Raw genomic sequence first — 23,262 nt, forward strand, 5'->3', positions numbered from 1 at the left:
CGGCGCTCAGACCGCCACGATGGTGGAGGTGGAACGGGCGCGCTCGGCGGCCGACAGGATGCGGACCACCTGGGCGCCGAATGCGGCGTCACACGGGTGCGGCCGGCCGGTCGTGGCCGCGTCGAGCAGGGCGGAGACGGCGGTGCCGAACGCCTCGACCTGGGTGGCGTCCCACGGCGGGAGGGTGGTCGCGCCGTGCTCGCCGAAGTACGAGAAGCCGAAGCTCGTCGCGTCGGGGGCCGCGTCCAGCGTCAGGGACAGCGTGCTGGCGGCGCCGCCCTCGTGGCGCATGAGCAGGTGGGCGGTGCCGCGCGGGCCCTCGGCGGCGGAGAGGTCTACGACGGGTCCGAGCAGCGGCAGTACCACGGAAAGCGCGTGCGGACCCAGATCCCACAGGCCGCCGTGCTGTTTGCGCCAGACGGAGCCGGCGTAAGGATTTCCGGGCTGGAAGATGGAGGTGTACATCGTGCCGTGGGCCGCATACCAGCCGCCGAGCTTCACGTTCTCGTTCAGGAACGCGACGATGGAGGGTACGAACCGGTTGGTGAAGAAGACCACGGAGGCGACCCCGGCCTCGGCGACCGCGGCGACGACCTCGTCGGCGGCGGCCGGGTCGAGGGCGAGGGGCTTGTCGAGCAGCAGGTGCTTGCCGGCCCGCGCGGCGCGCACGGCCAGCGGCGCCTGCACGTCCGGGGGCAGCGCGATGGCGACCGCGTCGACGTCGGCGAACAGCGCGTCGACGTCGGCGTAGGCGGGGACGCCGTACCGCTCGGCGAGGATGGCGGTCTTTTCCGGGTCGCGGCCCCAGACGCCGGCGAGCGTCGCCGACGGGTGCGTCGAGAGGGCGGCCGCCTGCGTGACCGTCGCCCAGTGTCCCGTGCCCAAAACCCCGAATCGCATCAGCCCATTGTTCCCCACGCCCGGCCCGCGCCGATCACCACCCGCTGCACCGCCGTCCGCCCGCCGCCCCGGCGCCCGCAAACCGCCCGGCCCACGCCGATCACGACCCACTGCACCGCCGTCCGCCCGGCCCGCGCCGCCCGCAAAACGCCCGGCCCACGCCGACCACCACCCGCCGAACCACCGTCCGCCCGCCGTCCGCCGCCCGCCGCCCGCCCGCCGTCCGCCGCCCCCGCGCCGCCCGCCGTCCGCCCGCCGCCCGCCGCCCGCCGCCCGCCCGCCGCCCGTCCGCCGTCCGCCGCCCGCCCCCGCGCCGCCCGCAAACCGCCAAGCCCGCACCGACCACCACCCACTGCACCGCCGTCCGCCCGGCCCGCGCCGATCCCACCCGCTCAACCGCCGTTCGTCCGCCTCCGCGCTGCCGGAAAATCTGGCCCAACCGGATTTTTCGCCTGACAGGCGAAAAATCCGATAAGTCCGGACACGGAGTGTCTGGACTTATCGGCGTGATCCGCGCGCCGGAAAGGTCCACCCGGGCCGTGCGCCCCGGCCATGTGGGCGGCCCGGCCAGCAGCAGAGGCGGCCGGACGGAGAAACGGGCACGGCGCCCATCGACCATGTGAGCCGCCTGCACTCCGCGACCGGCCTCGTGACTCGCCGGCTGCGCCCGGAGCGACCGAATCTCTCCGCGATCATGCAACTCCCGCCAGCGTGCGGCGGGTTTCTCATGATCGCGGAGCCTTAAGGTACCTCTGGAGACTCGGTCAGGGGTTTTGTGGGGCGATTGTCAAGTTTGGTGGATTTGTGGTGTGTCGTGGTGCGGATCGTGGCTGGTGTGATGATCGTTGATGGATGACGACACAGTTTGTGGGTGCGGACGGGCCGTTGCGTGGTGGCGGGCTGGCTGGGCTGCTGGCGGATGACGATCCGATGTGGCTGGTCGCGGATGTGGTAGACGGGCTGGACCTGTCGGGGTTCGAGGCGGCGTACCGGGCGGACGGGTCGGGCGGGCGGCCCTACGATCCGCGGCTGTTGCTGACCGCGGTGCTGCACTGCTACCGGCTGGGCATCCGCGCGCCGGAGCGGATCAGCGCGGCGATCCGTGACCGGATCGATCTGCGGCTGCTGTTCGGTGGGCGGGTGCCCGCAGGGCGCACGGTGCGCCGGTTCGTGGTCCGCCACACCGCCGCGGTGCAGACGCTGTTCGTGCAGGTCCTGGCGGCCTGCGGCCGGGCCGGGCTGGTGGATGTGGCGGTGACCGCCACGGATGGTTCCCCGATGCGGGCGGCGGCGGCGTTGTCGGCCAACCGGTCCCGGGCCCGGATCGGGCTGGCGCTGGCCCAGGCCCGGCAGCGCCTGGACGAGTTGACCGAGGCGTCCGCCGCCGCGGCCGGCGCACTCGACCCGGGCGGACCCGACCCGGGCCGGGCGTGGCAGCCCCGCGCCGGCGACATCGACACTGACCTCGGCGAATACATCGAGACGGTCTGCCGGCGCATCCCGGCCGAGGCGGCCCGGCTGGGCCGGCGGATCACCCGGCTGCACCGGGCCGAGACAGTGGCCCAGACCCGCGCCCAAACCCACCAGGCCGCCGCCGCGGCCGCCGCCGCCCAGCGCCTCCACACCGCCCAGACCCGGGTCACCCGCCTGCAACAGCGACTCCACGAGATGATCACCGCCCAGGACGCGAAAGTCGCCGCCTACCAGACCCGCGCCGCGGCAGCCGCCGCCCGCGGCCGCCGGCCCGACGGCCGCGAACCCGTCCCCACCAGCCGCAGCCAGCACATCACCCGCCAGCGCACCGCCCTGGCCAACGCCCGCCACCGCCTCACCCACCTCCGCGCCGGCCACCACCCTTGACCCCCGCACCCCCGCCATCCCCCGCGCCAACCTGACCGACCCCCACAGCCGGACCATGCCCGGCAAACGCGGCCTCGCCTGGATCCAGGCCCACAACCTCACCATCACCACCACCCGCCGCAACCACCTCATCCTCGCCGCCACCATCCACGACAGCCCCACCGACCACGGCGGCCTGCACCCATCCCTGCACCAGGCCCGCGCCAACTGCGACCACGCCGGCATCACCGCCCCCATGCGCGCCCACCTCGCCGACGCCGGCTACGCCTCCACCACCACCTTCACCACACCCGCACCCGGCATCCTGCTCATCGCCACCAGCAACGAAGCCACCCAGACCGGCCGCACCACCCCCACCCAGCCACCCCCACCCAGCCAGCACCGCATGACCACCCGCCTCACCAACCCCGCCGGCGCCGCCCTCTACCGACGACGCAGCAGCAAAGTCGAACCCGCCTTCGCCCAGCTGTTCCACCACGGCGGCCGCCAACTCCACCACCGCGGCCCCACCACCGCCACCGAAATCACCCTCATGGCCACCGCCCACAACACCAGCAAACTCATCACCCACCTACACCGCAACACCCCCAACCACCACCAAACTTGACAAACATCCACAAACACCCACGTCCATCACTCGATGAGTACATCAACCTTCCGCGATCATGAAAAACCCGTGGTGCACACCGCGACTCGTGCATGATCGCGGAGACTTCCGGTCGCAGGCTTCGGCGGATAGTCAGACATTTCGCCTGTCAGGCGAAATGTCGGTTTGCGGGTGCGACTCGCTCCTCGCGCCCTTACGGCGGGCGGGCGGCGGGCGGGCGGCGGCCGGTGGGCGGCGGCGAGCGGTGGGCGGCGGCGAGCGGCGGGCGGCAGCGGGCGGCGGGCGGCAGCGGGCGGCGGGCGGCGGGCAGCAGCGGGCGGCGGGCGGCAGCGGGCGGCAGCGGGCGGCGGGCGGCGGGCGGCGGGCAGCAGCGGGCGGCGGGCGGCAGCGGGCGGCGGGCGGCGGGCGGCGGGCGGCGGGCGGCGGGCGGCGGGCGGTCAAGGGTTGTGGCGGTCGATCCAGGCGTCGATGCGGGCCCACCACTCGTACAGCCAGTCGACCCGCTCCTCGCGGCCAGCCGGCACGTCCTCCGGCTCGACGGACCACCAGCGCATGGTGATGGTCAGGTCCAGCGGCAGGTGGCGCCACACGTCGGCGACGGTCAGCAGGCGGTCGAGGCCGGTGTGCGCCACCCAGATCACGCCCGCCTCCGGGGCGGCGTCCAAGGCGGCCAGCGTGCCGCCGGGGCGCGGGGCCAGCACGTGCCGCATCCGGGCGGCGCGCTCCGCCATCGCGGTCAGGCCCAGTTCGCGGAGCCGGGCGATGGCCCGCTCGCGGCGCGACGGGGTGAAGTTGCCGCCCTCCGGGAACAGCACCAGGGCGTCGTTGTCGTCGAGGCCGGTGGCCAGGCTCGCGATGCGCTCCTCGCTGTCCGCGGCGACGGTGACGAAATGGTTGGGCAGGCGGTTGAGCATCACGTCGATGACCGGGTCCCACTGCATGGTCTGCTTGAGGACGATGCGCGGTTCGCGGTCGAACCAGTTGACCAGGGCGTGGATCAGCAGGAACGAGTCGCCGGGGCCGGCGTGGCGGCAGAAGACGAGCTCGGGCTGGCCGGGGGCGGCCACGTCCGGGTCGGTGCCGACCACGGCGACCTTGACGCCCAGGGCCCAGCGCGCCTGGCCGTAGAGGATCCGCAGGAACACGCCCGTGAGGACGTAGTGGGCGCGCTGGAAGCGGGGGCCGTGCAGGCGCCAGCCGAAGCCGCTGGCGACCCAGAGGGCGAAGAGGAGGATGAGGGCGACGACCTCCAGGGCCAGGTAGACGGCGACCATCCAGGTCACCCGCAGGGCGCGCAGGCGGCCGGAGCCGAAGGGGCCGAGCGCGCCGGCGAGCAGCAGCCAGGCGGGCATGGTGGCCAGGGCCGCGGCGATGAGGACCAGGGCGGCGGGGGTGAGCACCAGGCGGCGGAACCAGCGCGGCGGCATCAGCCCTGCGCCTCGAGGTAGGCGCGGGTGGCCTCGTCGGCGCGGTCGATGCGGCCGCGGGCCAGGGCGACCTTGCGGTAGGACAGCGGCGAGTCGTCGCGCGGGGAGCCGCCGCCGGTGGGTAGCACGTGGACCGTGACCCCGGCGGGCGCCTCCTGCAGCTCGCGGGCGAAGCGGTGGCGGCGGGCCACCTCGAAGGCGACCTGCGCCACGTCCCACGGCCGGCGGGGCGGGCGCAGCGGGCGTTCGATCCGGCCGACCTGCATGACGAACACCGTCCGGGCGCCCAGGGCCACGGCCCGCCCGACGGGCACCGAGTTGACGATGCCGCCGTCGATGAAGTGCTCATTTTCCAGGGGTACCGGCGGGAGCAGGCCCGGCACCGCGGAGGACGCGAGCACGGCGTCGACCAGCGGGCCCGTGGAGAACCAGTGCTCGGCGGCGCGCTCGATGCTGGCGGCGCAGCACTGGAACGGCACGGGCAGGTCGGCGAACGTGGTGGTGGCGCCGAGCTCGCGCTCCAGCAGGCGGCGCAGCGGGGCGGGCGAGTGCAGGTGGGTCCGGCGGGCGAAGCGGCCGAGCTGGCGGGGCAGGGAGTCGCCGTAGATGGTGCGGGCCTGGGCCGACGACCACAGCTCGGTGAGCCGCTCGGCGGCCCGCTCGTCGGGCGTGGCGGCCACGGCGGCGCCGTTGAGGGCGCCGATCGAGGTGCCGACGACGAGGTCGGGGCGGATGCCGTGGCGCAGCACGGCTCGTGCCATGCCCACCTCGTAGGCGCCGAGCACTCCCCCGCCGCCGAAGACGAAGCCCACGGGACCGGTGAGCCACCCGGGCGCGCGCTCAGACACGGACGGGGGCGCGCCAGGTGAGCTGGGTGAGCCGGCGACTGCCCAGGTAGTCGGCGGTCGGCCGGGCGGTGGGGCGGGCGCGGCGGCTCGGGTCGAAGCCGGGGGCGTTCGGGTCGCCGCCGGGCTGTCCGCCGGGGTCGTCGCCCGGCCCGCCGGGGCCACCCGGCCCACCCGGCCCGCCCGGATCACCTGGGCCGCCGGGCTGGCCCGCCGGGGGGCGGGACGGCTCGGGGGGCGCGTCGACGAGCTCGGTGATCGCCGGGAGGCTCTCGTCCGGGCCGAGCTGGGCGACGCGCAGGTCGCAGGCGGTGTCGTTGAGCATGAAGTCGCTCGGTGGCTGGGGCTTGCCGCCGTGGCCCCAGACGCCGAAGGTGACCGCCTTGCCCGGTGGCAGCGGCGACTGGCCGGTGACCTGCTGGCCGCCGACGCCGGGCTGGTTGCGGCCGACGCCCTCGAAGCGGTCGACCTGCTGGCCGCCGCGGAAGACGAACTTCAGCGTCCACGGGTCGAGGGTGCGGTTGCCGACGTTGGCGACGGTGACCCGGGCCTCGAACGGCCGGTCCGCGGTGGCGTCCATCAGCGGGTGGATGTAGAAGTCGACGTTGCAGCCGGGCTTGGGGGCCCATGGCTTCCACACGATCATCCCCGTCGTGGCGCCGGCGGCGGCCACGGTCACCGCGACGGCCGCCCAGGCGCGTTTGGTTTTGCGGTGGTACCCCCGGGATCGGCGCACCAGCGGCTCCGACCGTGGCCGGCCCGTCTCGCCGGGCGGCGGCGTGCGCACCTCCTGCGTCGACGAGCCGTCCTCGCCGGGCAGCACCACGTGGATGCCGGTCGCCTCGGCGAGGATGCGGGCCACCTCGACCGCCGGCGGCCGGGCGTCGGGGTCCTTGGCCAGGCAGCGGCCGACGAGCCGGACCACGTCGGCGGGCAGGCCGGGGATCTCCGGCAGCGGGTGCGGCGGCTCGTAGACGTGGTTGGCGATCATCTGGGTCGGCGTGTCCGCGTGCCAGGGCAGCCGGTCGGTGAGGCAGCGGTAGACGAGCAGGCCGACGGTGTAGACGTCGGTGGCGGGGATGACGCCGCCGCCGAGCAGGCGCTCGGGGGCGAGGTAGGCGGGGGTGCCGAAGACGGTGCCGTCGCGCTCGTCGTCGGGGTCGTAGGAGCCGGTGAGCCCGGCCACGCCGAAGTCGAGGATCTTCGCGCCGGCCGCGGTGAGCATGACGTTGCTGGGCTTGATGTCGCGGTGCACGACCCCGCGCTCGTGCGCGGCGGCGAGGCCGGCGGCGACCTGGGCGCAGATCTGGGTGGCCCGGCGCCACGACATCGGGCCGGCGCGCAGCCGGTCGGAGAGCAACTCGCCCTCGAGCAGCTCCATGACCACGTACGGCCGGCGGCCGTTGCGCCCGGCGGCGGGGTCGCCGGCCTCGCCGTAGTCGTGGACGGCGGTGATGTTGGGGTGCTGTAACCGGGCGACGACCTGGGCCTCGGCGCGGATGCGCTCGCGGTTGCCGGACTTGCTGGCCAGCTCGCCGGCGAGGAGCTTGATCGCGACGTCCCGGTCGAGCACGAGATCACGGGCCCGCCACACGACCGCCATGCCGCCAGACCCGACGGGTGCGATGAGCCGGTATCTGTTGCCGAGGACTTCGTCGGCGCTGCCGCTCAACCCAGTTGCCGTCCTGATCGATTCCGGTCGCTAATCGCTACCGGGGCAACCGTACCGGTGATGGAACGCCCTGGCGAGACCCAAAATGTGACCGACCCCGGCAAATCACGCGCTCGGAGCCGTCACAAGACCGTCAGAAATCCGATGCATTTGTCATCCAGTTACAGCGTCAAGAGGTTACCATCCGGTACGACGATCTTGGGGCGGCCCTGCTCCAGGATCGCGGCGGCCTGCTTGGCGGCGAAGCCGGGTGCCTCGGTGATCGCGGTGGAGTAGACGTCGGCGGTGTTGCCGGCGATCGTCGACCAGCCGTAGCGCTCGCTGACCATCGACCGGGCCTGCTTGGCGACCCGCCGGGCGAACGGCTCGTCCTCCAGCAGGGTGCCGACCGAGGCGGCGAGGGCCTCGGGGGTCTTGGCCGGGAACGTCACGCCGGTCACCCCGGGCTCGACGATCTCGGCGAGCCCGCCGGTGGCGGCGACGGCCAGCGGCGCGCCGGCCGAGGCGCCCTCCAGCGCGACCATGCCGAAGGGCTCGTAGATGCTCGGCACGACCAGCGCGTCGGTGGCGGCCATGAGCGCGGGCAGCTCACCCTCGCCCATGAAGCCGGCGAAGCTGACCGCGCGCTGCAACCGCAGCCGGCGCACCTCCTCCTGCAGCTCGGTGCGGTGCGGCCCGTCGCCGGCGATGACCACCCGCAGTCCGTTGTGCCGGGCGCGCAGCTCGGGGAGCGCGGCGATGAGGTCCTGCACGCCCTTCTCGTAGACCAGCCGGCCGGCGTAGCCGAGCAGCGGGCCCTCGCCGGCGAACCGGGCGCGGGCCGCGTTGACCGCCCGCGACGGCGCCCGCCAGACACTCGCGTCGACGCCGTTGGCCACGACCGACACCCGGGCGGGCGCGAGGTCGAGCAGCCGGGTGACCTCCCAGCGCATGTACTCCGAGCACACGATGACCCGGCACGCCTCGTGCCCGAGCCACCACTCGACGGAGTGGATGCACTTGTTCATCTCGTCGGGGAGCCAGCCCTGGTGCCGGCCCGCCTCGGTGGCGTGGATCGTGGCGACCAGCGGCAGGTCGAGGCACTCCTTGAGGGTCACCGCGGTGTGCGTGACCAGCCAGTCGTGGGCGTGGATCAGGTCATACTCGCCGGTCGCGGCGGCGCGCAGCGCGGCCCGGGTCAGCGTGTGGTTGAACGCCATCGTCCAGGCCAGCAGGGTGGAGGTGGCCAGCGGGAACAGCGGCGGGTCCTCGGCGGCGCGCACGATCCGCACGCCCTCGGAATACTCCTCCAGCGGAGCGCCCGGCGCGTGCCGCGTCACGACCGTGACCTCGTTGCCGGCCGCCACCAGCGAGGTCGCCAGGGCGTGGACGTGGCGGCCGAGGCCACCGACGACCACCGGCGGGTACTCCCACGAGAGCATCAGAATTCGCAACGGCTGTCCTGTCCCGGTCCCGATGGTCTCGCTCACGTGGCCGCCCCCACACATCGTTGATCAAAACGTCGCCCCAGATACCCACGCACAGCTCCGCATGCACACGCGCTTTCTCCCCCGCGTGTGAGCATGGTGGGTGGGTTTGAGGTTCATCCTGCCCGGCGAGGGTTACCGCAGCGGCAAATCTCATTTCTAGGGTGTAACGGTCAGCGGACATTCCTCCGAACTCGCAGGGACTCCGCGACCGACCAGGCCTGAAACGGACACCCCGTGGCCCGGTGCGGAGCCTCCCCATCAGCGGTTTCACTGACCGAGCCGACACCCCACTCCCATACGTGGGCCTCGATTCCGTGTAATACGTCACGATCCCGCGAAGTGGACCCAGCGCCGTGGGCGTCGGCGTAGGGGCCGATCAGCCACGGCCACACCGTGCCCTGGTGGTAGGCGGCGTCGCGCTGGGCCGGGCCGCCCGCGTGCGTGCCCCGGTAGGCCGGATCGGCGGCGCCGAGGCTGCGCGGCCCGAGCGGCGTGAGCAGGGCGGACGTGGCCGGCGGGGCGGGCCGGCCGCGCATCGGGCCGCGGGGCAGGCTCCACGCCAGCAGCTGGTTGGGGCGCAGCGCCGGGTCGTCGCCGCCCAGGCCGTCGACGACGTCGTAGAGGTACCCGGCGTCACAGGGGAACCGGCGCTCGAAGGAGGCCAGGGCGCGGCGGCGGACGCCGAGCACGTCGCCGGGGTCGCGGCCGAGGCGCTCGCGCAGTGCGGCGATCGCGCCGAGCCCGTTGATCCACAGCGCGTTCACCTCGACCGGCTTGCCGGCCCGGGGTGTGATCGGGATCTCGTCGACCCGGGCGTCCATCCAGGTGAGCGCGACCCCGGGGGCACCCTGTGTCACCAGGCCGTCACTATCCACCCGGATGCCGTAGCGGGTGCCGCGGAGGTGGGCGGCGACCACCTCGTCCAGCGCCGGGAGCAGCTCGGCGGCGAGGTCGTCGTCGCCGGTGCCGGCGACGTGCCGCTCGACCGCGTGCAGGAACCAGAGGGTGGCGTCGGCCGTGTTGTACTCCGTGCGCCCGGTGTCGGCGGTGTTGGCGAGCATGCCGTCGTCGAGCGTGGCCGAGTACGCGCGCAGCAGCTCCCGGCCCTCGTCGTACCACCCGGTGGAGAGAAACAGGCCCTCGTAGGACGTCATGGTGTCGCGCGACCACGGCCCGAACCACGGGTAGCCCGCCACCACGTCCGGCGCGCCGCCGGCGCCGGCCACCACGAACGCGTCCGCGGCCAGCACCAGCGCCCCGTCGACGGCGTCGGCCGCGTCGTGGGTGAGCGCGCGGTTGCGCTCCCGGGCCCGCTCGACGATCCGCCGCGCGCCGCGGGGCTCGTCGTCGCCGGCCCACGCCTCGACCTCGACGCTGTCGCCGGGCTCCAGCCGGGCGGTGAACTGCCCGGCGCACCACAGGTCCTCGTGGGCGGCCAACCCGCGCTCCGCCTCCAGCCGGGCGCGCGCCCCGCGGTACCACTGCGACAACGGCTCGAACCCGGGGCCCTCGATCCGGAAGGCCCCCTCGACCACGGCCCCGCGCTCGTGCGCCTCGACCTGCGGGGGAAGGCCGCCGGCGGTGCGTTCGCCGTGCACGTCGCGCCAGGTGACCAGCGCCTTGAGCGCGAGCGTCACCGGGCCGGGCGCGCTGACCAGCCGGTGCACGACGCCGAGGTGCGCCCGGCCGTGGACCATCGCCAGCTCCCGCTCGAGCACGACCGGGCCGATCCGCCAGCGCCACCGGGGCAGCCCGTCGACCAGGTCGAAGCGCTCCAGCAGGGTGTGCCCGGCCGGGGCGACCGCGCCGCCGGCCCACTCGTGCACGGCCAGCTCGGCGGTGGCGCCGGAGGGCAGGGTGAGCACCGGGTCGAGCGCGGCCAGGCCGAGCTGCCGGCGGCCGGGGCGGCCGGGCTCGGCGATCACGAGCAGCCCGTGGTACCGGCGGGTCCGCAGCCCGGGAACCGTACCCATGGCGTACCCACCCGCCCCATCCGGGACGAGCCACTCACGCGTAGCACCGACTGACAAATCCCCACATACCTGTGCACCGAACACCACCATGCGCACAATCTTGGTGGCTGATGGTGCTGGCGGGCGAGCGCTTCGCCACAGGATTATTGATCACACCGGTTCGTGGTGTAGGAACAAATGCCACGTAAGTGGTTCGAACGGTCGAGGCTCAACTTGACCGAAACATGTGCAACGGAGAATAGCCGCGTGATCGAGGACGATGGGAACGCCGAGCGCCGGCGGCTCGCCGAAGCCGACAGCGGGGAGCGCCCATGGCGGGGCTGGGGGCCCTACCTGTCCGAGCGAGCCTGGGGCACCGTCCGGGAGGACTACAGCCCGCACGGCAACGCCTGGGACTACTTCCCGCACGACCAGGCCCGGTCCCGCTGCTACCGGTGGAACGAAGACGGCATGGCCGGCATCTGCGACGACCGGCAGACGTTCTGCTTCGCCCTCGCCCTGTGGAACGGCAAGGACCCGATCCTCAAGGAGCGCATGTTCGGCCTCGGCGGCGACCTCGGCAACCACGGCGAGGACGTCAAGGAGTACTGGTGGTACCTGGACTCCACGCCGACACACTCGTGGATGCGATGGCGCTACCACTACCCGCAGGGCGCGTTCCCCTACGACGACCTGGTCGCCGAAAACACCCGGCGGGGCCGGGACGAGCCGGAGTACGAGCTGGTCGACACCGGCGTCTTCGACGAGGACCGCTACTGGGCGGTCGAGGTCGACTACGCCAAGGCCGGCCCGACCGACCTGTGCGTCCTGATCCGCATCCAGAACATGGGGCCCGACCCGGCGACCCTGCACGTGCTGCCGACCCTGTGGTTCCGCAACACCTGGGCCTGGGGGCTGCCCGGCCGCGACTACATGCCGGAGATCCGGGCCAAGGACAACGGCCTGCTGGCCGAGCACCGCCTGCTCGGCCGCCTGGCGCTGACCGGCGACGGGACGCCGCGCGCGCTGTTCTGCAACAACGAGACCAACGGGCCGCGGATCTGGGGCAAGCCCGGCCGGGAGTACCCCAAGGACGGCATCGGCGACCACATCATCCACGGCGCCGACAGTGTCAACCCCGACGGCGTCGGCACCAAGGGCGCCCTGCACTACCTGCTGTCGGTGCCGGCCGGCGGTACCCACGAAATCAGACTGCGGCTCAACCTCAACGCGCCCGGCGCCAAGGACCTCGCCCCGGCCGACCTGAAGGCCGACTTCGCCTCCACGATGGCGCGGCGCAAGGCCGAGGCCGACGTCTACTTCGCGTCGCTCGTGCCGGCCGCGGCGACGGCCGAGGAGAAGATGATCGTCCGGCAGGCGGTGGCCGGGCTCATGTGGGGCAAGCAGTTCTTCCACTTCGACGTGGCCCGCTGGCTGACCGGCGACCCGGTCTCCGAGCCGCCGCCGGACAGCCGCCGCTTCGGGCGCAACAGCCACTGGTGGCACATGAACAGCTGCGACGTGCTGTCCATGCCCGACCCGTGGGAGTACCCGTGGTATGCCGCCTGGGACCTGGCGTTCCACTGCGTGGCCATCGCCCGGGTCGACCCCGGCTTCGCCAAGGAGCAGCTGCTGTTGCTGCTGCGCGAGTGGTACATGCACCCCAACGGGCAGATCCCGGCCTACGAGTGGGCGTTCGGCGACGTCAACCCGCCGGTGCACGCCTGGGCCGCGCTGCGGGTGTTCGTGCTGGACGGCTCGCGCGACTTCGACTTCCTCGCCCGGGTGCTGCACAAGCTGCTGCTGAACTTCACCTGGTGGGTCAACCGCAAGGACGCCGAGGGCAACAACGTCTTCGAGGGCGGCTTCCTCGGCCTGGACAACGTCGGGCCGTTCGACCGCTCGGCGGCGCTGCCGGTCGGCGGGCGGCTGGAGCAGAGCGACGGGACCGCCTGGATGGCGATGTACGCGCTCAACCTGCTCGACATGTCGCTCACCCTGGCCGTGCACGACCGGGTGTACGAGGACATCGCGGCGAAGTTCCTGGAGCACTTCGCCTACATCGCCGACGCCGCCTACGAGTTCGGGCTGTGGGACGAGGAGGAGGCGTTCTTCTATGACGTACTGCGCACCGCCGACGGCCACCAGATCCCGCTCAAGGTGCGCTCCGTGGTGGGGCTGCTCCCGCTGACCGCCACCACGATCATCAGCTCCTCGACCCTGCGCCGGCTGCCCGACGTGGCCGCCCGGCTGCGCTGGTTCCTCACCAACAAGCCCGAGTACGGCGACGTGGTCGGGGCCAAGAAGAGCCGCGGCGGCCAGCAGCTGCGGCTGCTGTCGATGGTCGGCCCGGACCAGCTCATCCGCATCCTGCAGCGGATGCTCGACGAGGACGAGTTCCTCTCCCCCTACGGCCTGCGGACCCTCTCCCGGGCGCACAAGGACGAGCCGTTCACCGTCCAGCTCGGCGACCACGCCTACACGGTCGGCTACGAGCCGGGCGAGTCGACCAGCGGCCTGTTCGGCGGCAACTCCAACTGGCGCGGCCCGATCTGGATGCCGGTCAACTACATCCTGATCGAGGCGGTCCGCCGCTTCGCCGAGTTCTTCGGCGACGACCTGCAGGTCGAGTACCCGGCCAAGAGCGGCCGGATGGCGACGCTGGCCGCGGTCGCCGACGACCTCTCGCACCGGCTCGTCAAGCTGTTCCTCGACGACGAGCACGGCCACCGCCCGGTCTTCGGCGAGGCCGACCTGTTCCAGCACGACCCGGCCTGGCACGACCTGTTGCTGTTCTACGAGTACTTCCACGGCGACACCGGCGCGGGCCTGGGCGCGGCGCACCAGACCGGCTGGACGGCGCTCGTCCTCGACCTGATCCTGACCCTGCGCGGCTGATCTCTTAGCGCTCCTGCGCCACTTTGGTTTTTGGCGGCGGCTTGAGCGCTCCGGCGCCAAGTGGTGGCGGACTTTGGTTTTTGGCGTCGGCTTAGTGCTCCGGGGCCAGGCGGTGGCGGACCGCCCATAGAGCGGCCTCGGTGCGTGACGCGGCGCCGGTCTTGCGCAGGAGGTTGGACACGTGCACGGTGACGGTCCGGATGGAGATGCCCAGCGAGCTGGCCACCTGCTGGTTGGTCATCCCCGCCGCGAGGCAGCCGAGCACCTCCAGCTCCCGGGCGGTGAGGTCGCCGCCGGCCCGCAGGCTGTGCAGCAGCGTCTCGGCCTCGGCCAGCCGCCAGCCGGGCCAGTGCGCGAGCAGCGCCACCGCCCGCTCCGCGTGCCGGCGCGCCTCCCCCGCCCGGCCCAGCCGGACCAGCGCGTGCGCGACCGCGGTGTGCACGGCGGCCTGCTCGGCCCGCTCCGGCGCGTCGCCGAGCGCCTCGGCCAGCAGGCCCACCGCCGCCGCGTCCCGGCCCGCGGCCACGGCGAGCAGCAGCCGCAGCCGGTCCGGCGGGTCGGCGACGTGCTCCTCGACGGTCGCGGCCGGCACGCCGCCGTGCAGCGCCCAGCGGGCCGCCTCGGCCAGCCGCGCCGGCCCGCACCGCCCGACGCAGTCGCGCAGCACCTCGGCCGGGTCGGCCGGATGCACCCCGCGCGCCGCGACCGCGACCCGCAGGACGCGCACCAGTCCGGACTCGCGCCCCTCACCATCCGCGCGGGCCAGCATGCGCACGGCCAGGGGGTCGTCGCCGCGCTCCAGCGCCAGCAGCCCGGCCCGCGCGATGAACCGGACCCGCTCCACGGGATCGCCCTCGATCGGCAGCCGCGACCAGACGAGGCTCTCGGCGCGGGTCAGGTCGCCGGTGCGCAGGGCATGCTTGACGCCGAGGGTGGTGGTACGCCCGGCGCAGAACTCCAGGCCGTAGCGGGCGATGGTGGCCATCGCCTCGTCGAACAGCCGCCAGCCGAGCACCTCCCCCAGCCGCGGGAGACTCACCGCGACCAGGTTGTGCACGGCCCGCCCGATCGTGACCGGATCCCGCTCCCGCGTGGCGAGCTGCCGGGCCGCGCGCAGCAGTGCCACGCCCCGCTCGTGCGCCCCGGTCAGCGCCAGCGCCGTGCCCAGCGTCACCGACACGGGCCCGACCGGCACGTCGGCCTGCTCGGCCGCGGCCAGTGCCGCCTGCGCCAGGGGCAAGGCGGCCGCGGCGTCCTCGAGCCGCAGCGCGCTCTCCGCCTCCGCCGCGCGCTGCCGGGCCTGTGAGGCGGGCGAGCCCCCGATGGCGGCGGCGCGGTCGAGCGAGCGGCGGTGGCCGTCCGGATCGCCGACGCACCAGCGCACGGCGGCGAGCATCCGATGCCCGTCGGCCAGCTCATCCAGCAGCGGTACCGCCGGATCGGCCCCCATCGCCGCCCCGACCTCGTCGAGCCAGTCAGCGGCGTGATCGGCCGCCACCGCGAACCGTGCGCTGACGAACGCCGCCGCGGCCCCCACGGCGGCCAACGCCCGCCGCTGCCCGGCCCCGCCCTCCGCAGCGCTCGCGGTCGTCTCCGCCACGTCCGGCCTCAGCGGCCGCAGGCGCACGTCGGCTGCAGTTGGCGCGTCTGGCCGCTGGTTTATGGCGCCGCCCGTCGGCAGCGCCGCGCCGGCCTGCGCCGCCGGCAGGCGCAGGGCCAGGGTGACCAGGTCGAGCGCGTCCTCGGGCAGGCCGGCGGCGAGGTTGGCGGCGGCGCCGCGGGCGGCCGCGGCGCGGGCCTCGGCGGTGCGGCCCAGCGCCGCCGCGTGGCGGGCGAGGGCCGCGTCGTCGCCGAGTTCGACGGCGAGGCCGCGGGCCAGGGTGTGCACGCGGGTCCGCTCCCGCGGCATCGCGCTCGCCGCCAGGGCCTCGCGCAGCAGCCGGTGGCGAAAGCGCAGCGACCCGGCCGGCGCCAGGTCGGGCGCGATGAGCAGCATGCCGAGGTCGAGCAGCCGCCGCAGCGCCGGCTCGACGTCCCCGCCGCAGACGTGGAACAGCACGTCGCTCTCGATCGGCTCGCCCAGCAGCGCCGCCGCCCGGGCCACCCGCCCGACCAGCGCGGGCTCCCCCGACAGCGGCTCCACCAGCAGCCCGGCGACGTGCGCCGGGAGCGGGGCGGCGGCCAGGTCGTCCGCGGTGTCGAACGCGGCCAGCAGCTCGGTCAGCCAGAACGGGTTGCCGCCGGTGCGGCGCAACGCCCCCCGGACGGCCTCGGGCGCGGGGGCGCTGCCGTAGGCGGCCTCGATGAGCTCGGCGGTCTCCCGCGCGGTGAACGGCGCCAGGTGCGTACGCAACACCGACGGCCCGCCCCCGAGCCGGCGCAGCGTCCGCGCGGCCGCCGGCGGAAACGCCGCCTCCTGGGGCGGCCGGCTGGTGACGAACAGCAGCGCCGGCAGCGTCTCGGCCGCGGCCGCCGCGGCCAGCTCCGCGACCAGCGCCAGACTCGCCGGGTCGAGGTCATGCAGGTCCTCCACCACGACAATCCCTAGCGCGCCGGGCTCTCCACCGCGGCCAACCGCGACCTCCGGCTCCCCACCGCCGCCTCCGACCCCGGCGTGCGACTGCCCACCGCGGCCACCGTCCACGACCTCCCGCTCCCCGACCACGGCTCGCGAATCGCCGCCACCCCCGACCCCGGCCTTCCACCCCCCACCGCGTTCCCCGGCCACAGCCTGCTCGCCACCAGCGCCGCCGGCCACGGCCTGATCGCCACCAGCGCCACCGGCCACAGCCTGATCGCCACCAGCGCCACCGGCCACGGCCTGATCGCCGTCGCGGCCCCCGATCCCGGCCTCCCACGCCCGCCCGCGTTCCTCGACCGCGACCCGCGGCGTTCCAGCGCTGCTGGCCGCAGCCTGCGGCTCCTCGTCTCGGCCTTCCGCCGGCGCTTGCCCATCCCGGCCGCGGGCCACCGCGACCTGGGCCGAAACGGAAATATCGCCTGACGAGCCTAATTTGGTGAAATGTCGGATAAGTCCGGACACGGAGTGTCTGGACTTATCCGGGTCTTCCCCACCGATGGCGTCCTCAACGGGGCTGGTGGCGGCCGGCGGCTGGTGGAGCAGGGCGCGGACCACCTCGACCGCGGCGCGCAGGGTCGCGGCCGGGGCCAGGCGCGGTTGGGCCGCGCCCGGCAGGCCGTCGGGCGAGCGCTGGGCCAGGCGGTTGAGCAGCGACTCCTCCACCGGCAGGGCATCGCGGCGGCCGCTGAGCACCGAGGCGAGCCAGTCGTGCGGGGCGGCGCCGTGCGATCGGGCGGCACCGCGCAGCACCGTCGTCGCGGTCAGATCCAGCCGGGCGAGCGCCTGCGCCACCAGTCGGCTCTTGCCGCTGCCCGCCTCGCCGGTGATCAATATAATGCCAGGCCGGCGGGCCTGCCACGCCTCCGTGATCTCGGCGAGCTGGTGAGCTCGGCCGATAAACGGGGCGGTTGGCATGCGGCCACGATACGCACAAGTGCGTAGTGACGCCCGACGACTCGATGCGGCACGCTGTCTGGCATGGCAGAGGGTGTCGCAGAGGGCGTGGTCGACGGGGGACATCAACCGCTCGCGTTGCACTGGGCGGCGCGGACCGACGTCGGGCTGGTGCGCAGCGCGAACCAGGACTCGGTGTTCGCCGGGGATCGGCTGCTCGCGGTCGCCGACGGGATGGGTGGCATGGCCGCCGGTGACGTGGCCAGCCGGCTGGCCATCGAGGCGATGGGGCCGCTGGACGAGGAGTCCGCGGGCAACGACATACTCACCGCCCTGCGCACGGCGGTCTCGGACGCCAACCGGCGGATCCGCGACGAGGTCGAGGCCGACCCGGCGAAGCTGGGCATGGGCACGACGCTCACCGCGATCCTGTTCTCCGGCGACCGGATCGGACTGGTCCACATCGGAGACTCCCGGGCGTATCTGCTGCGCGGCGAAGAGTTCGGCCAGATCACCCGGGACGACACGTATGTCCAGCTGCTCGTGGACGAGGGGCGCATCACGCTCGAGGAGGCGACCACCCACCCGCAGCGCTCGCTGGTCAGCCGGGTGTTGCAGGGCCAGCCGACCGATCCGGTGTACTCCGTGACCGCCGCCCGGGCCGGCGACCGCTATCTGCTGTGCAGCGACGGGCTGTCGGGCGTGCTGCGCGCGGAGACGATCGAGGAGGCGCTGCGCGAGTACACCGACGTCGACGAGTGCGTGGAGCGCCTCGTCGACCTCGCGCTGCGGGCCGGCGGCCCGGACAACATCACGGCCGTGGTCGCGGACGTCGTCGGCGACGACGCGCCCGAGCGCAAGGGGCTGCGCAACCGGCTGCGGTCGTGGCTGGGCCGCGACGAGATCACCGGCGCGCGGCTGCCCGCCTGAGCTACCCCGACGCCGGCGCCTCCCAGGCGGTGGCCGGCTGGACCTGCGCGAGTCCGAGGGCGCCGAGCTGGCCGAGGTGCTGGCGCGCTGGGCGGTCTCGCCGCGCACCCGGGCGTGGTTCATGCTCATGCTCGACCCGCAGGCCCGGCGCGAGCTCGGCCCGGCGGCGGCGCGGCTGGCGGACGGGTTCGTCGAGCGGGCCGAGCGGCTCACCGGGTCCCGGGCGCGGGGCCGGCTGCTCATCGGGTTGATCGACGGGTTGCTGCTCGACGAGCTCACGCGCGGTACCGTCGCCGCGGAAGAACGGCAGGAGCGCCTCGACGCGATCGGCCGAATTGTCGGCATCGGCCGGTAACCGCGGACGTTCCGGCTCGTTGGGCACGATGAGCACATCCCCTAGGCGCGTCCCCCTCGCGAAAGCGACAACGCCAGTGGTCACCAACCCACGCACCTTCGCGCTCGTCCTGCTCACGACGGCGGCGGCCCTCGGCGCCGCCACGGTCACCGGGCCGGTCCTGGGCCGGTTCGCGGTCGCCGCCGCGGCCGGCGTCGCCGCCCTGGTGCACGCCGGCGCGCTGATCCGGCTGGCCCTGCACATCCACCGCGGCCGGCGCAGCTTCGGGCCGTGCCGCGGCGCCGGGTTCCTCGGCGTCGGCACGCTGATCGTCGGCGCCGGGGTGGCCCTCACCGGCCTGCCCGCGCCGGACCCGGGCCCGATCGCGGCCGCGACGACGCTGCTGGCCGCGCCGGTGTACCTCCTGGGCCTGCTCCTGCTGCCCGGCACCGCGCCCACCCTCGGCGCGCGGCTGCGCCGGCTGCTCGACGGCGCCGGCATCGGGGTCAGCCTGTTCTACTGCGCCTGGGTGCTGGCGCTGGGCCGCACGACTCCCGGCACCGCGCCGCTGCGCCTGGCCGTCGCGGTGACCGGATGCGTCGCCGTCGCGGTCGCGGTCGTCACCGGGCTGCGCGCGGTCCGGCACCGCCCGGCGGCGCTGAGCTGCAGCGGCGGCGCGGCCCTGGCCATTGTCGGCGTCGACGGGTACTCCTTGTTGCTCCTCGACCACCGCGGCACCTGGGCCGCGGCGCCGGCCGGCGTCAACGCCGGGCTGGTCGCCGCCGGGCTGGCGATGATCGCCGGGCCGTTCCTGATCACGGCCGGCGCCCGGCGCGCCGAGGACCAGCCGACCGTGCCGCACGCCGCCGACGAGGGCGGCACGTTCGCCGGCTACCCGCTGCTGGTCGGCCCGGCGCTGCTCGCCGTCGGGGTGTCGGCGTTCCACCTGCTCACCGGGGGCCGCTTCGACGGCACGTCGGTCGCGCTGGGCTTCACCGCGTTCGCCGCCCTGGCGGTGCGGGAGCTGCTCGCCGCGCGGGACATCCGGCGGTACGCCCGGATGCTCGCCGGCCGCGAGGCGCGCTTCCGCACGCTGGTGGCCGGCTCCACCGACGTGGCCGTGGTGCTCGACGCCGACCTGGTCGTGCGCTGGCAGTCCCCGGCCGCGGCCCGCCAGTTCGGCCTGTCCGACCAGGACGCGCTGGGCCGCCCGCTCACCGACCTGCTGCACCCCGCCGACGCCGGCCCGGCCGCGGCGGCGCTGCGCGCGGTGCTCGACGGCCGCCAGAGCGTGCTGGTCCAGGCCCGGCTGCGGGACGGCTTCGGCCGGTGGCGCGACACCGAGTCGACGGTCAGCGACCAGCGCTCCGCGCCCGAGGTCGGCGGCCTGGTGGTACACGTGCGCGACGTCGGCGACCGCGCCCAGCTGCAGCGCACGCTGGACGAGATCACCTGGACCGACGACCAGACCGGCCTGGCCAACCGGCGCAAGTTCGTCGCCGCCGCCGAGCAGGCCTGCCGCGACGGGCGCGCCGGGTCGCTGCTCATGCTGGAGCTGGACCGTTTCTCCAGCGTCGGCGACCTCTACGGGGCCGCGGTCGCCGGGGCGGTGCTGATCGAGGCGGGCCGCCGCCTGCGCGCCGCGACCGGCCGCGACGACCTGCCGGCCCGGGTGACGACCGCTGCCTTCGCGGTACTCACCGAAGCGCCGCTCGTGCACGCCTTCGCCCTGGCCACCCGCCTGGCCACGGCCCTGGCCGAGCCGTTCCACCTGCCCGGCCACACCGTCCACCTCGCCGCCGACGTCGGCGTCGCGGACCTGCTCGGCGCGGGCTCGGCCGAGGAGGCGCTGCGCCACGCCGACGTGGCCCGCCGCCGCGCCCGCCAGCTCGCCCGGGGCCGCGACGGCGGCCGGGTGGAGTGCTACGACAAGTCGTTCGAGGCCGCGCTGGTCCGCCGCACCGAGATCGAGCAGCAGCTCCCCGGCGTCATCGGCCGCGGCGAGCTCGACGTGGTCTTCCAGCCGATCGCCGACCTCGTCACCCGCGCCCCGGTCGGCGCCGAGGTCCTGCTGCGCTGGCGGCACCCCCGGCTCGGCCCGATCCCGCCCGCGGAGTTCCTACCGATCGCCGAGGAACTGGGCGGCGGCATCGCCGACGAGATCGGCGAGTGGGTCCTGCACAGCGCCTGCCGCCAACTCTCCCGCTGGCGCCGCGACGGCCGCGACCTGTACGTCTCGGTCAACGTCTCGGCCCGCCAGCTCGCCGGCGACGGCTGGCTGGCCGCGGTCGCCACCGCCGTCGACACGCACTGCGTCCCGGCCGAGGCGCTCGTCGTCGAGGTGACCGAGGCCGCCTTGCCCGACGACGCGTACGCCGTGGAGCAGCTCGCCGGCCTGCGCGCCCTCGGCGTACGCACGGCGCTGGACCACTTCGGCACCGGCCCGACCGCCCTGGCCCACCTGCGCCGCCTCCCGATCGACGTACTGAAGATCGACCAGTCTCTGTTCAGCGAGCCCGCCGGCCGCCGCGGCCCGGCCACCCCGATCGTCGACGTTGTGGTCGGCCTGGCCCGCCGCCTGGGCATCGACGTGATCGCGTGCGGCCTGGAGACGGAGTCCCACGTCGACGTGGTCCGCGCCGCCGGCTGCCCGCTGGGCCAGGGCTTCCTGATCAGCCCACCCGACCACGCCGAACACGTCGAGGCCTACCTGGAGCGCCACCGCACCCCCCTCCTCTGAAGCGCCCACCCCCGGGCCGCCTGAACCCGGACGCCCGGTCAGCGCCCGGACCGCGGGCCGCCCGGCCGCGCGGGGGCCGAGGCCGAGCGGGCTGCGGGCAGACGGAGCTGCGGGGCGGCGGACGGCGGGACGGCCAGCGCGGGCCGGGCGGGCAGCGCCGGGCGCCGGTGCGGCCGAGCTGCGGGCCGGCTGGGGCAGCGCGGCGGCCCGGGCGCGGGACGGCGGTTCCGGCCGGGCGGCGCAGCCGCCGCGGTGCGGGCAGTTGGGCGGCGGTGTGGCAGGGCGTATGGGGGGTGTTGGACGGCCCAGAGCCAGCGACGCCGCACACCCCGCGCGACCCACGCCCCCGCGCGCCGCGCATGGCCCGGGCGCGACCCACGCCCCCGCGCGCCGCGCATGGCCCGGGCGCGACCCACGCCCCCGCGCGCCGCGCATGGCCCGGGCGCGACCCACGCCCCCGCGCGCCGCGCATGGCCCGGGCGCGACCCACGCCCCCGCGCGCCGCGCATGGCCCGGGCGCCTGGAGGGCGACCGTAAGTCTCCGCGATCATGCAAAAGGAGCCTGGTGCACCAGGGGTTTTTCGTGATCACGGAGAGAACGTGTACCTATTGGTCAATGCCACTTAGCTTAAGTTGATCTTGTGGTGAGGGTGATGGTGGCTGGCCCGGCGTGGCGTACGCCGATGTCGGTGGCCCGTTTGACCCGGTAGCTGTTGTGCCGGCCGCGTTTGACCACGCGGGGGTAGCTGCGGTGGCGGCGTGGTGGGTTGAGGTGCCGGCGGTCGGTGATGTCGGCGTGGACCCTGGCGAGCAGTTGTGGCTGGTGCTCAGGGGGAAAATGCCGCCGGGTCGTCGATCCGGCGGCGCACGATCCGTACCGTGCGCAGGAACTTGACCCGGTCGGGGTCGATACCTGCCTCGGTCGCGGCGTGGCAGATCAGGGCGCTGATCGCGTAATGGGTCAGCAGGTAGCCGTAGATCTCCTGGACGACCAGGTCCGGGCTTTTCGAGCGCAGCACCCGGCCCGGTCCGCGCAGATGGGTCTTGAGCTGGTCGTTACCGGTCTCGTGCTCCCACCGGTCGTGGTAGGCCGCGGCCAGTTGCGTCGCGGCGGCGGCGGCCGGGTCGACGATCGTGGTGATCAGCCGGATCACCTCCGCGCCGGGCTCGCGGTCGCTGGAGCCGCGGTCAGGGACGGTGTACTCCACCACCCGCACCACCACCGCCTCATCCGGGTCCAGGCCGGCCCCCGCCGCGGCCGCGGCCTGCAGATCCCGACGGCGGAACCGGCTCTGGATCTTCGGGTTGATCAGCACCGACCGGTACGACCCGTCCGGCAACTCCCGCAGCACCGGCAGCAGCAGACCGGACTTGACCCGCCACAGCAACTGCGTCCCACCCCGCCGGGCGGCGTTCCAATTGGCCAGGCTGTAGAAGTTCCGGTCAGCCAGCAACAGCCAGCCACCGCCCAACCCGGTCAGCAACCCCCGGGCCACGGTCAGCTCACCCTGACCCGCCCGCCCCACCGCCGCAGCGACCACCGCATGCGACCCGCACTCCGACACCGTCACCACCCGCACCTTCGACAACGCCGCCCCACCCGACCCGAACCCGAACCGGGCAGCGTTCTCCTCGCTGTCCGGCGCGTCCCACTCGAACCCGTCAATCGCCATCAACCGCCACGGCCCGAGCCACGCACCCCGCGTCAACTCCGACGCCACCGGCACCGCCACCCGATCGAACAACTCCACCACCGGCGCCGACCCCAACCGCTGCCGCGCCTGCGTCAACCCACCCGACGTCGGCACCGACCACGCACCATCCCAACACCCCCACCCCAGCAACGTCCCCGCCAACCGGGCCGCGACCTCCTCATAGTCCTCATCAGCAAACAACGCCAACGCCATCACGAAATACACCACCACATGCGGCGGCAACTTCCCACCCGAACGCCGCGCCGCACGACCCGTCACCGCCACCACCTCATCCACCACATCCCGCGGCACCGACGACGCCAGCACGCCCAACGAAATCCAGTCCGTCAACAACCCCCGCACCAACCGCTGCACCATCCGCGGAAACTAACCCGCCCACGCCACAACCCAACCACCAACACACCACCACCCAAAGATCAACTTAAGCTAAGTGGCATT

Annotated in this window: 14 protein-coding genes and 2 pseudogenes; 7 read left to right on the forward strand and 9 right to left on the reverse strand. The window is 74.3% G+C overall.

Annotated features, from left to right (window positions below):
• Positions 1-6: 6 nt before the first annotated feature.
• Entirely contained in the window at positions 7-903 is an 897-nt protein-coding gene (locus ACQPXD_RS41075) for a Gfo/Idh/MocA family protein (RefSeq protein WP_432844142.1), read from the reverse strand.
• An 849-nt stretch (positions 904-1,752) separates the two neighbouring features.
• On the opposite strand from ACQPXD_RS41075, the gene ACQPXD_RS41080 reads away from it, so the two are divergent.
• Positions 1,753-2,760 carry a transposase gene (locus tag ACQPXD_RS41080; RefSeq protein WP_432827912.1) on the forward strand — a complete coding sequence of 336 codons (1,008 nt, stop codon included), beginning with the start codon at positions 1,753-1,755 and terminating at the stop codon, positions 2,758-2,760.
• Between the two features lie 55 nt (positions 2,761-2,815).
• Positions 2,816-3,367: a transposase gene (locus ACQPXD_RS41085; protein WP_432827914.1), complete on the forward strand. Its 552-nt coding sequence runs from the start codon at positions 2,816-2,818 to the stop codon at positions 3,365-3,367.
• A gap of 437 nt (positions 3,368-3,804) precedes the next feature.
• Here ACQPXD_RS41085 and ACQPXD_RS41090 read toward each other — a convergent pair whose 3' ends face one another.
• The 5 genes from ACQPXD_RS41090 to ACQPXD_RS41110 all read right to left on the reverse strand — a co-directional run bounded on the left by ACQPXD_RS41090 (position 3,805) and on the right by ACQPXD_RS41110 (position 10,843).
• On the reverse strand, positions 3,805-4,794 hold the full coding sequence (locus ACQPXD_RS41090) for a 1-acyl-sn-glycerol-3-phosphate acyltransferase (RefSeq protein ID WP_432827916.1): 990 nt from the start codon (positions 4,792-4,794) through the stop codon (positions 3,805-3,807).
• The gene (locus ACQPXD_RS41095) at positions 4,794-5,642 is read right to left on the reverse strand and encodes a patatin-like phospholipase family protein (protein ID WP_432827918.1); all 849 of its coding nucleotides are present in this window, start codon (positions 5,640-5,642) and stop codon (positions 4,794-4,796) included. The genes ACQPXD_RS41090 and ACQPXD_RS41095 overlap by 1 nt, the downstream gene beginning before the upstream one ends.
• A complete protein-coding gene (locus ACQPXD_RS41100; protein ID WP_432827920.1) occupies positions 5,635-7,242 on the reverse strand; it encodes a protein kinase domain-containing protein in 1,608 nt (535 codons plus the stop codon). Before ACQPXD_RS41100 ends, ACQPXD_RS41095 begins: the two co-directional genes overlap by 8 nt.
• Before the next feature lie 230 nt (positions 7,243-7,472).
• On the reverse strand, positions 7,473-8,798 hold the full coding sequence (locus ACQPXD_RS41105) for a glycosyltransferase family 4 protein (RefSeq protein ID WP_432827922.1): 1,326 nt from the start codon (positions 8,796-8,798) through the stop codon (positions 7,473-7,475).
• Between the two features lie 152 nt (positions 8,799-8,950).
• Positions 8,951-10,843: an amylo-alpha-1,6-glucosidase gene (locus ACQPXD_RS41110; RefSeq protein WP_432827924.1), complete on the reverse strand. Its 1,893-nt coding sequence runs from the start codon at positions 10,841-10,843 to the stop codon at positions 8,951-8,953.
• Positions 10,844-10,930: 87 nt separating this feature from the next.
• On the opposite strand from ACQPXD_RS41110, the gene ACQPXD_RS41115 reads away from it, so the two are divergent.
• Positions 10,931-13,630, forward strand: a complete 2,700-nt coding sequence (locus tag ACQPXD_RS41115) for an MGH1-like glycoside hydrolase domain-containing protein (protein ID WP_432827926.1) — start codon at positions 10,931-10,933, stop codon at positions 13,628-13,630.
• Positions 13,631-13,721: 91 nt separating this feature from the next.
• Here ACQPXD_RS41115 and ACQPXD_RS41120 read toward each other — a convergent pair whose 3' ends face one another.
• Positions 13,722-16,163, reverse strand: a complete 2,442-nt coding sequence (locus ACQPXD_RS41120; RefSeq protein WP_432844144.1) for a LuxR C-terminal-related transcriptional regulator — start codon at positions 16,161-16,163, stop codon at positions 13,722-13,724.
• Positions 16,164-16,244: 81 nt separating this feature from the next.
• Here ACQPXD_RS41120 and ACQPXD_RS41125 point away from each other — a divergent pair, with 81 nt between their 5' ends.
• Positions 16,245-16,634, forward strand: coding sequence for a hypothetical protein (locus ACQPXD_RS41125; RefSeq protein ID WP_432844372.1), 390 nt, complete (start codon positions 16,245-16,247; stop codon positions 16,632-16,634).
• A 171-nt stretch (positions 16,635-16,805) separates the two neighbouring features.
• On the opposite strand, the pseudogene ACQPXD_RS41130 reads toward ACQPXD_RS41125, so the two are convergent.
• Positions 16,806-17,231 (reverse strand): annotated as a pseudogene (locus tag ACQPXD_RS41130) (ATP-binding protein); the annotation flags it as partial.
• Between ACQPXD_RS41130 and ACQPXD_RS41135 the strand changes: the two are divergent.
• The 3 genes and pseudogenes from ACQPXD_RS41135 to ACQPXD_RS41145 all read left to right on the forward strand — a co-directional run.
• Positions 17,190-17,960: pseudogene (locus tag ACQPXD_RS41135) on the forward strand (PP2C family protein-serine/threonine phosphatase); the annotation flags it as partial. The pseudogenes ACQPXD_RS41130 and ACQPXD_RS41135 overlap by 42 nt on opposite strands.
• Positions 17,961-18,111: 151 nt before the next feature.
• A complete protein-coding gene (locus ACQPXD_RS41140) occupies positions 18,112-18,390 on the forward strand; it encodes a hypothetical protein (protein WP_432827928.1) in 279 nt (92 codons plus the stop codon).
• 76 nt (positions 18,391-18,466) lie between these two features.
• Positions 18,467-21,109, forward strand: coding sequence for a putative bifunctional diguanylate cyclase/phosphodiesterase (locus ACQPXD_RS41145; protein ID WP_432827930.1), 2,643 nt, complete (start codon positions 18,467-18,469; stop codon positions 21,107-21,109).
• Positions 21,110-21,936: 827 nt separating this feature from the next.
• On the opposite strand, the gene ACQPXD_RS41150 is transcribed toward ACQPXD_RS41145, so the two are convergent.
• Positions 21,937-23,181: an IS4 family transposase gene (locus ACQPXD_RS41150; protein WP_432827932.1), complete on the reverse strand. Its 1,245-nt coding sequence runs from the start codon at positions 23,179-23,181 to the stop codon at positions 21,937-21,939.
• Between the last annotated feature and the right edge of the window lie 81 nt (positions 23,182-23,262).

This window comes from Dactylosporangium sp. CA-092794, assembly GCF_050948465.1.
In the GTDB taxonomy this organism is placed as follows: domain Bacteria; phylum Actinomycetota; class Actinomycetes; order Mycobacteriales; family Micromonosporaceae; genus Dactylosporangium.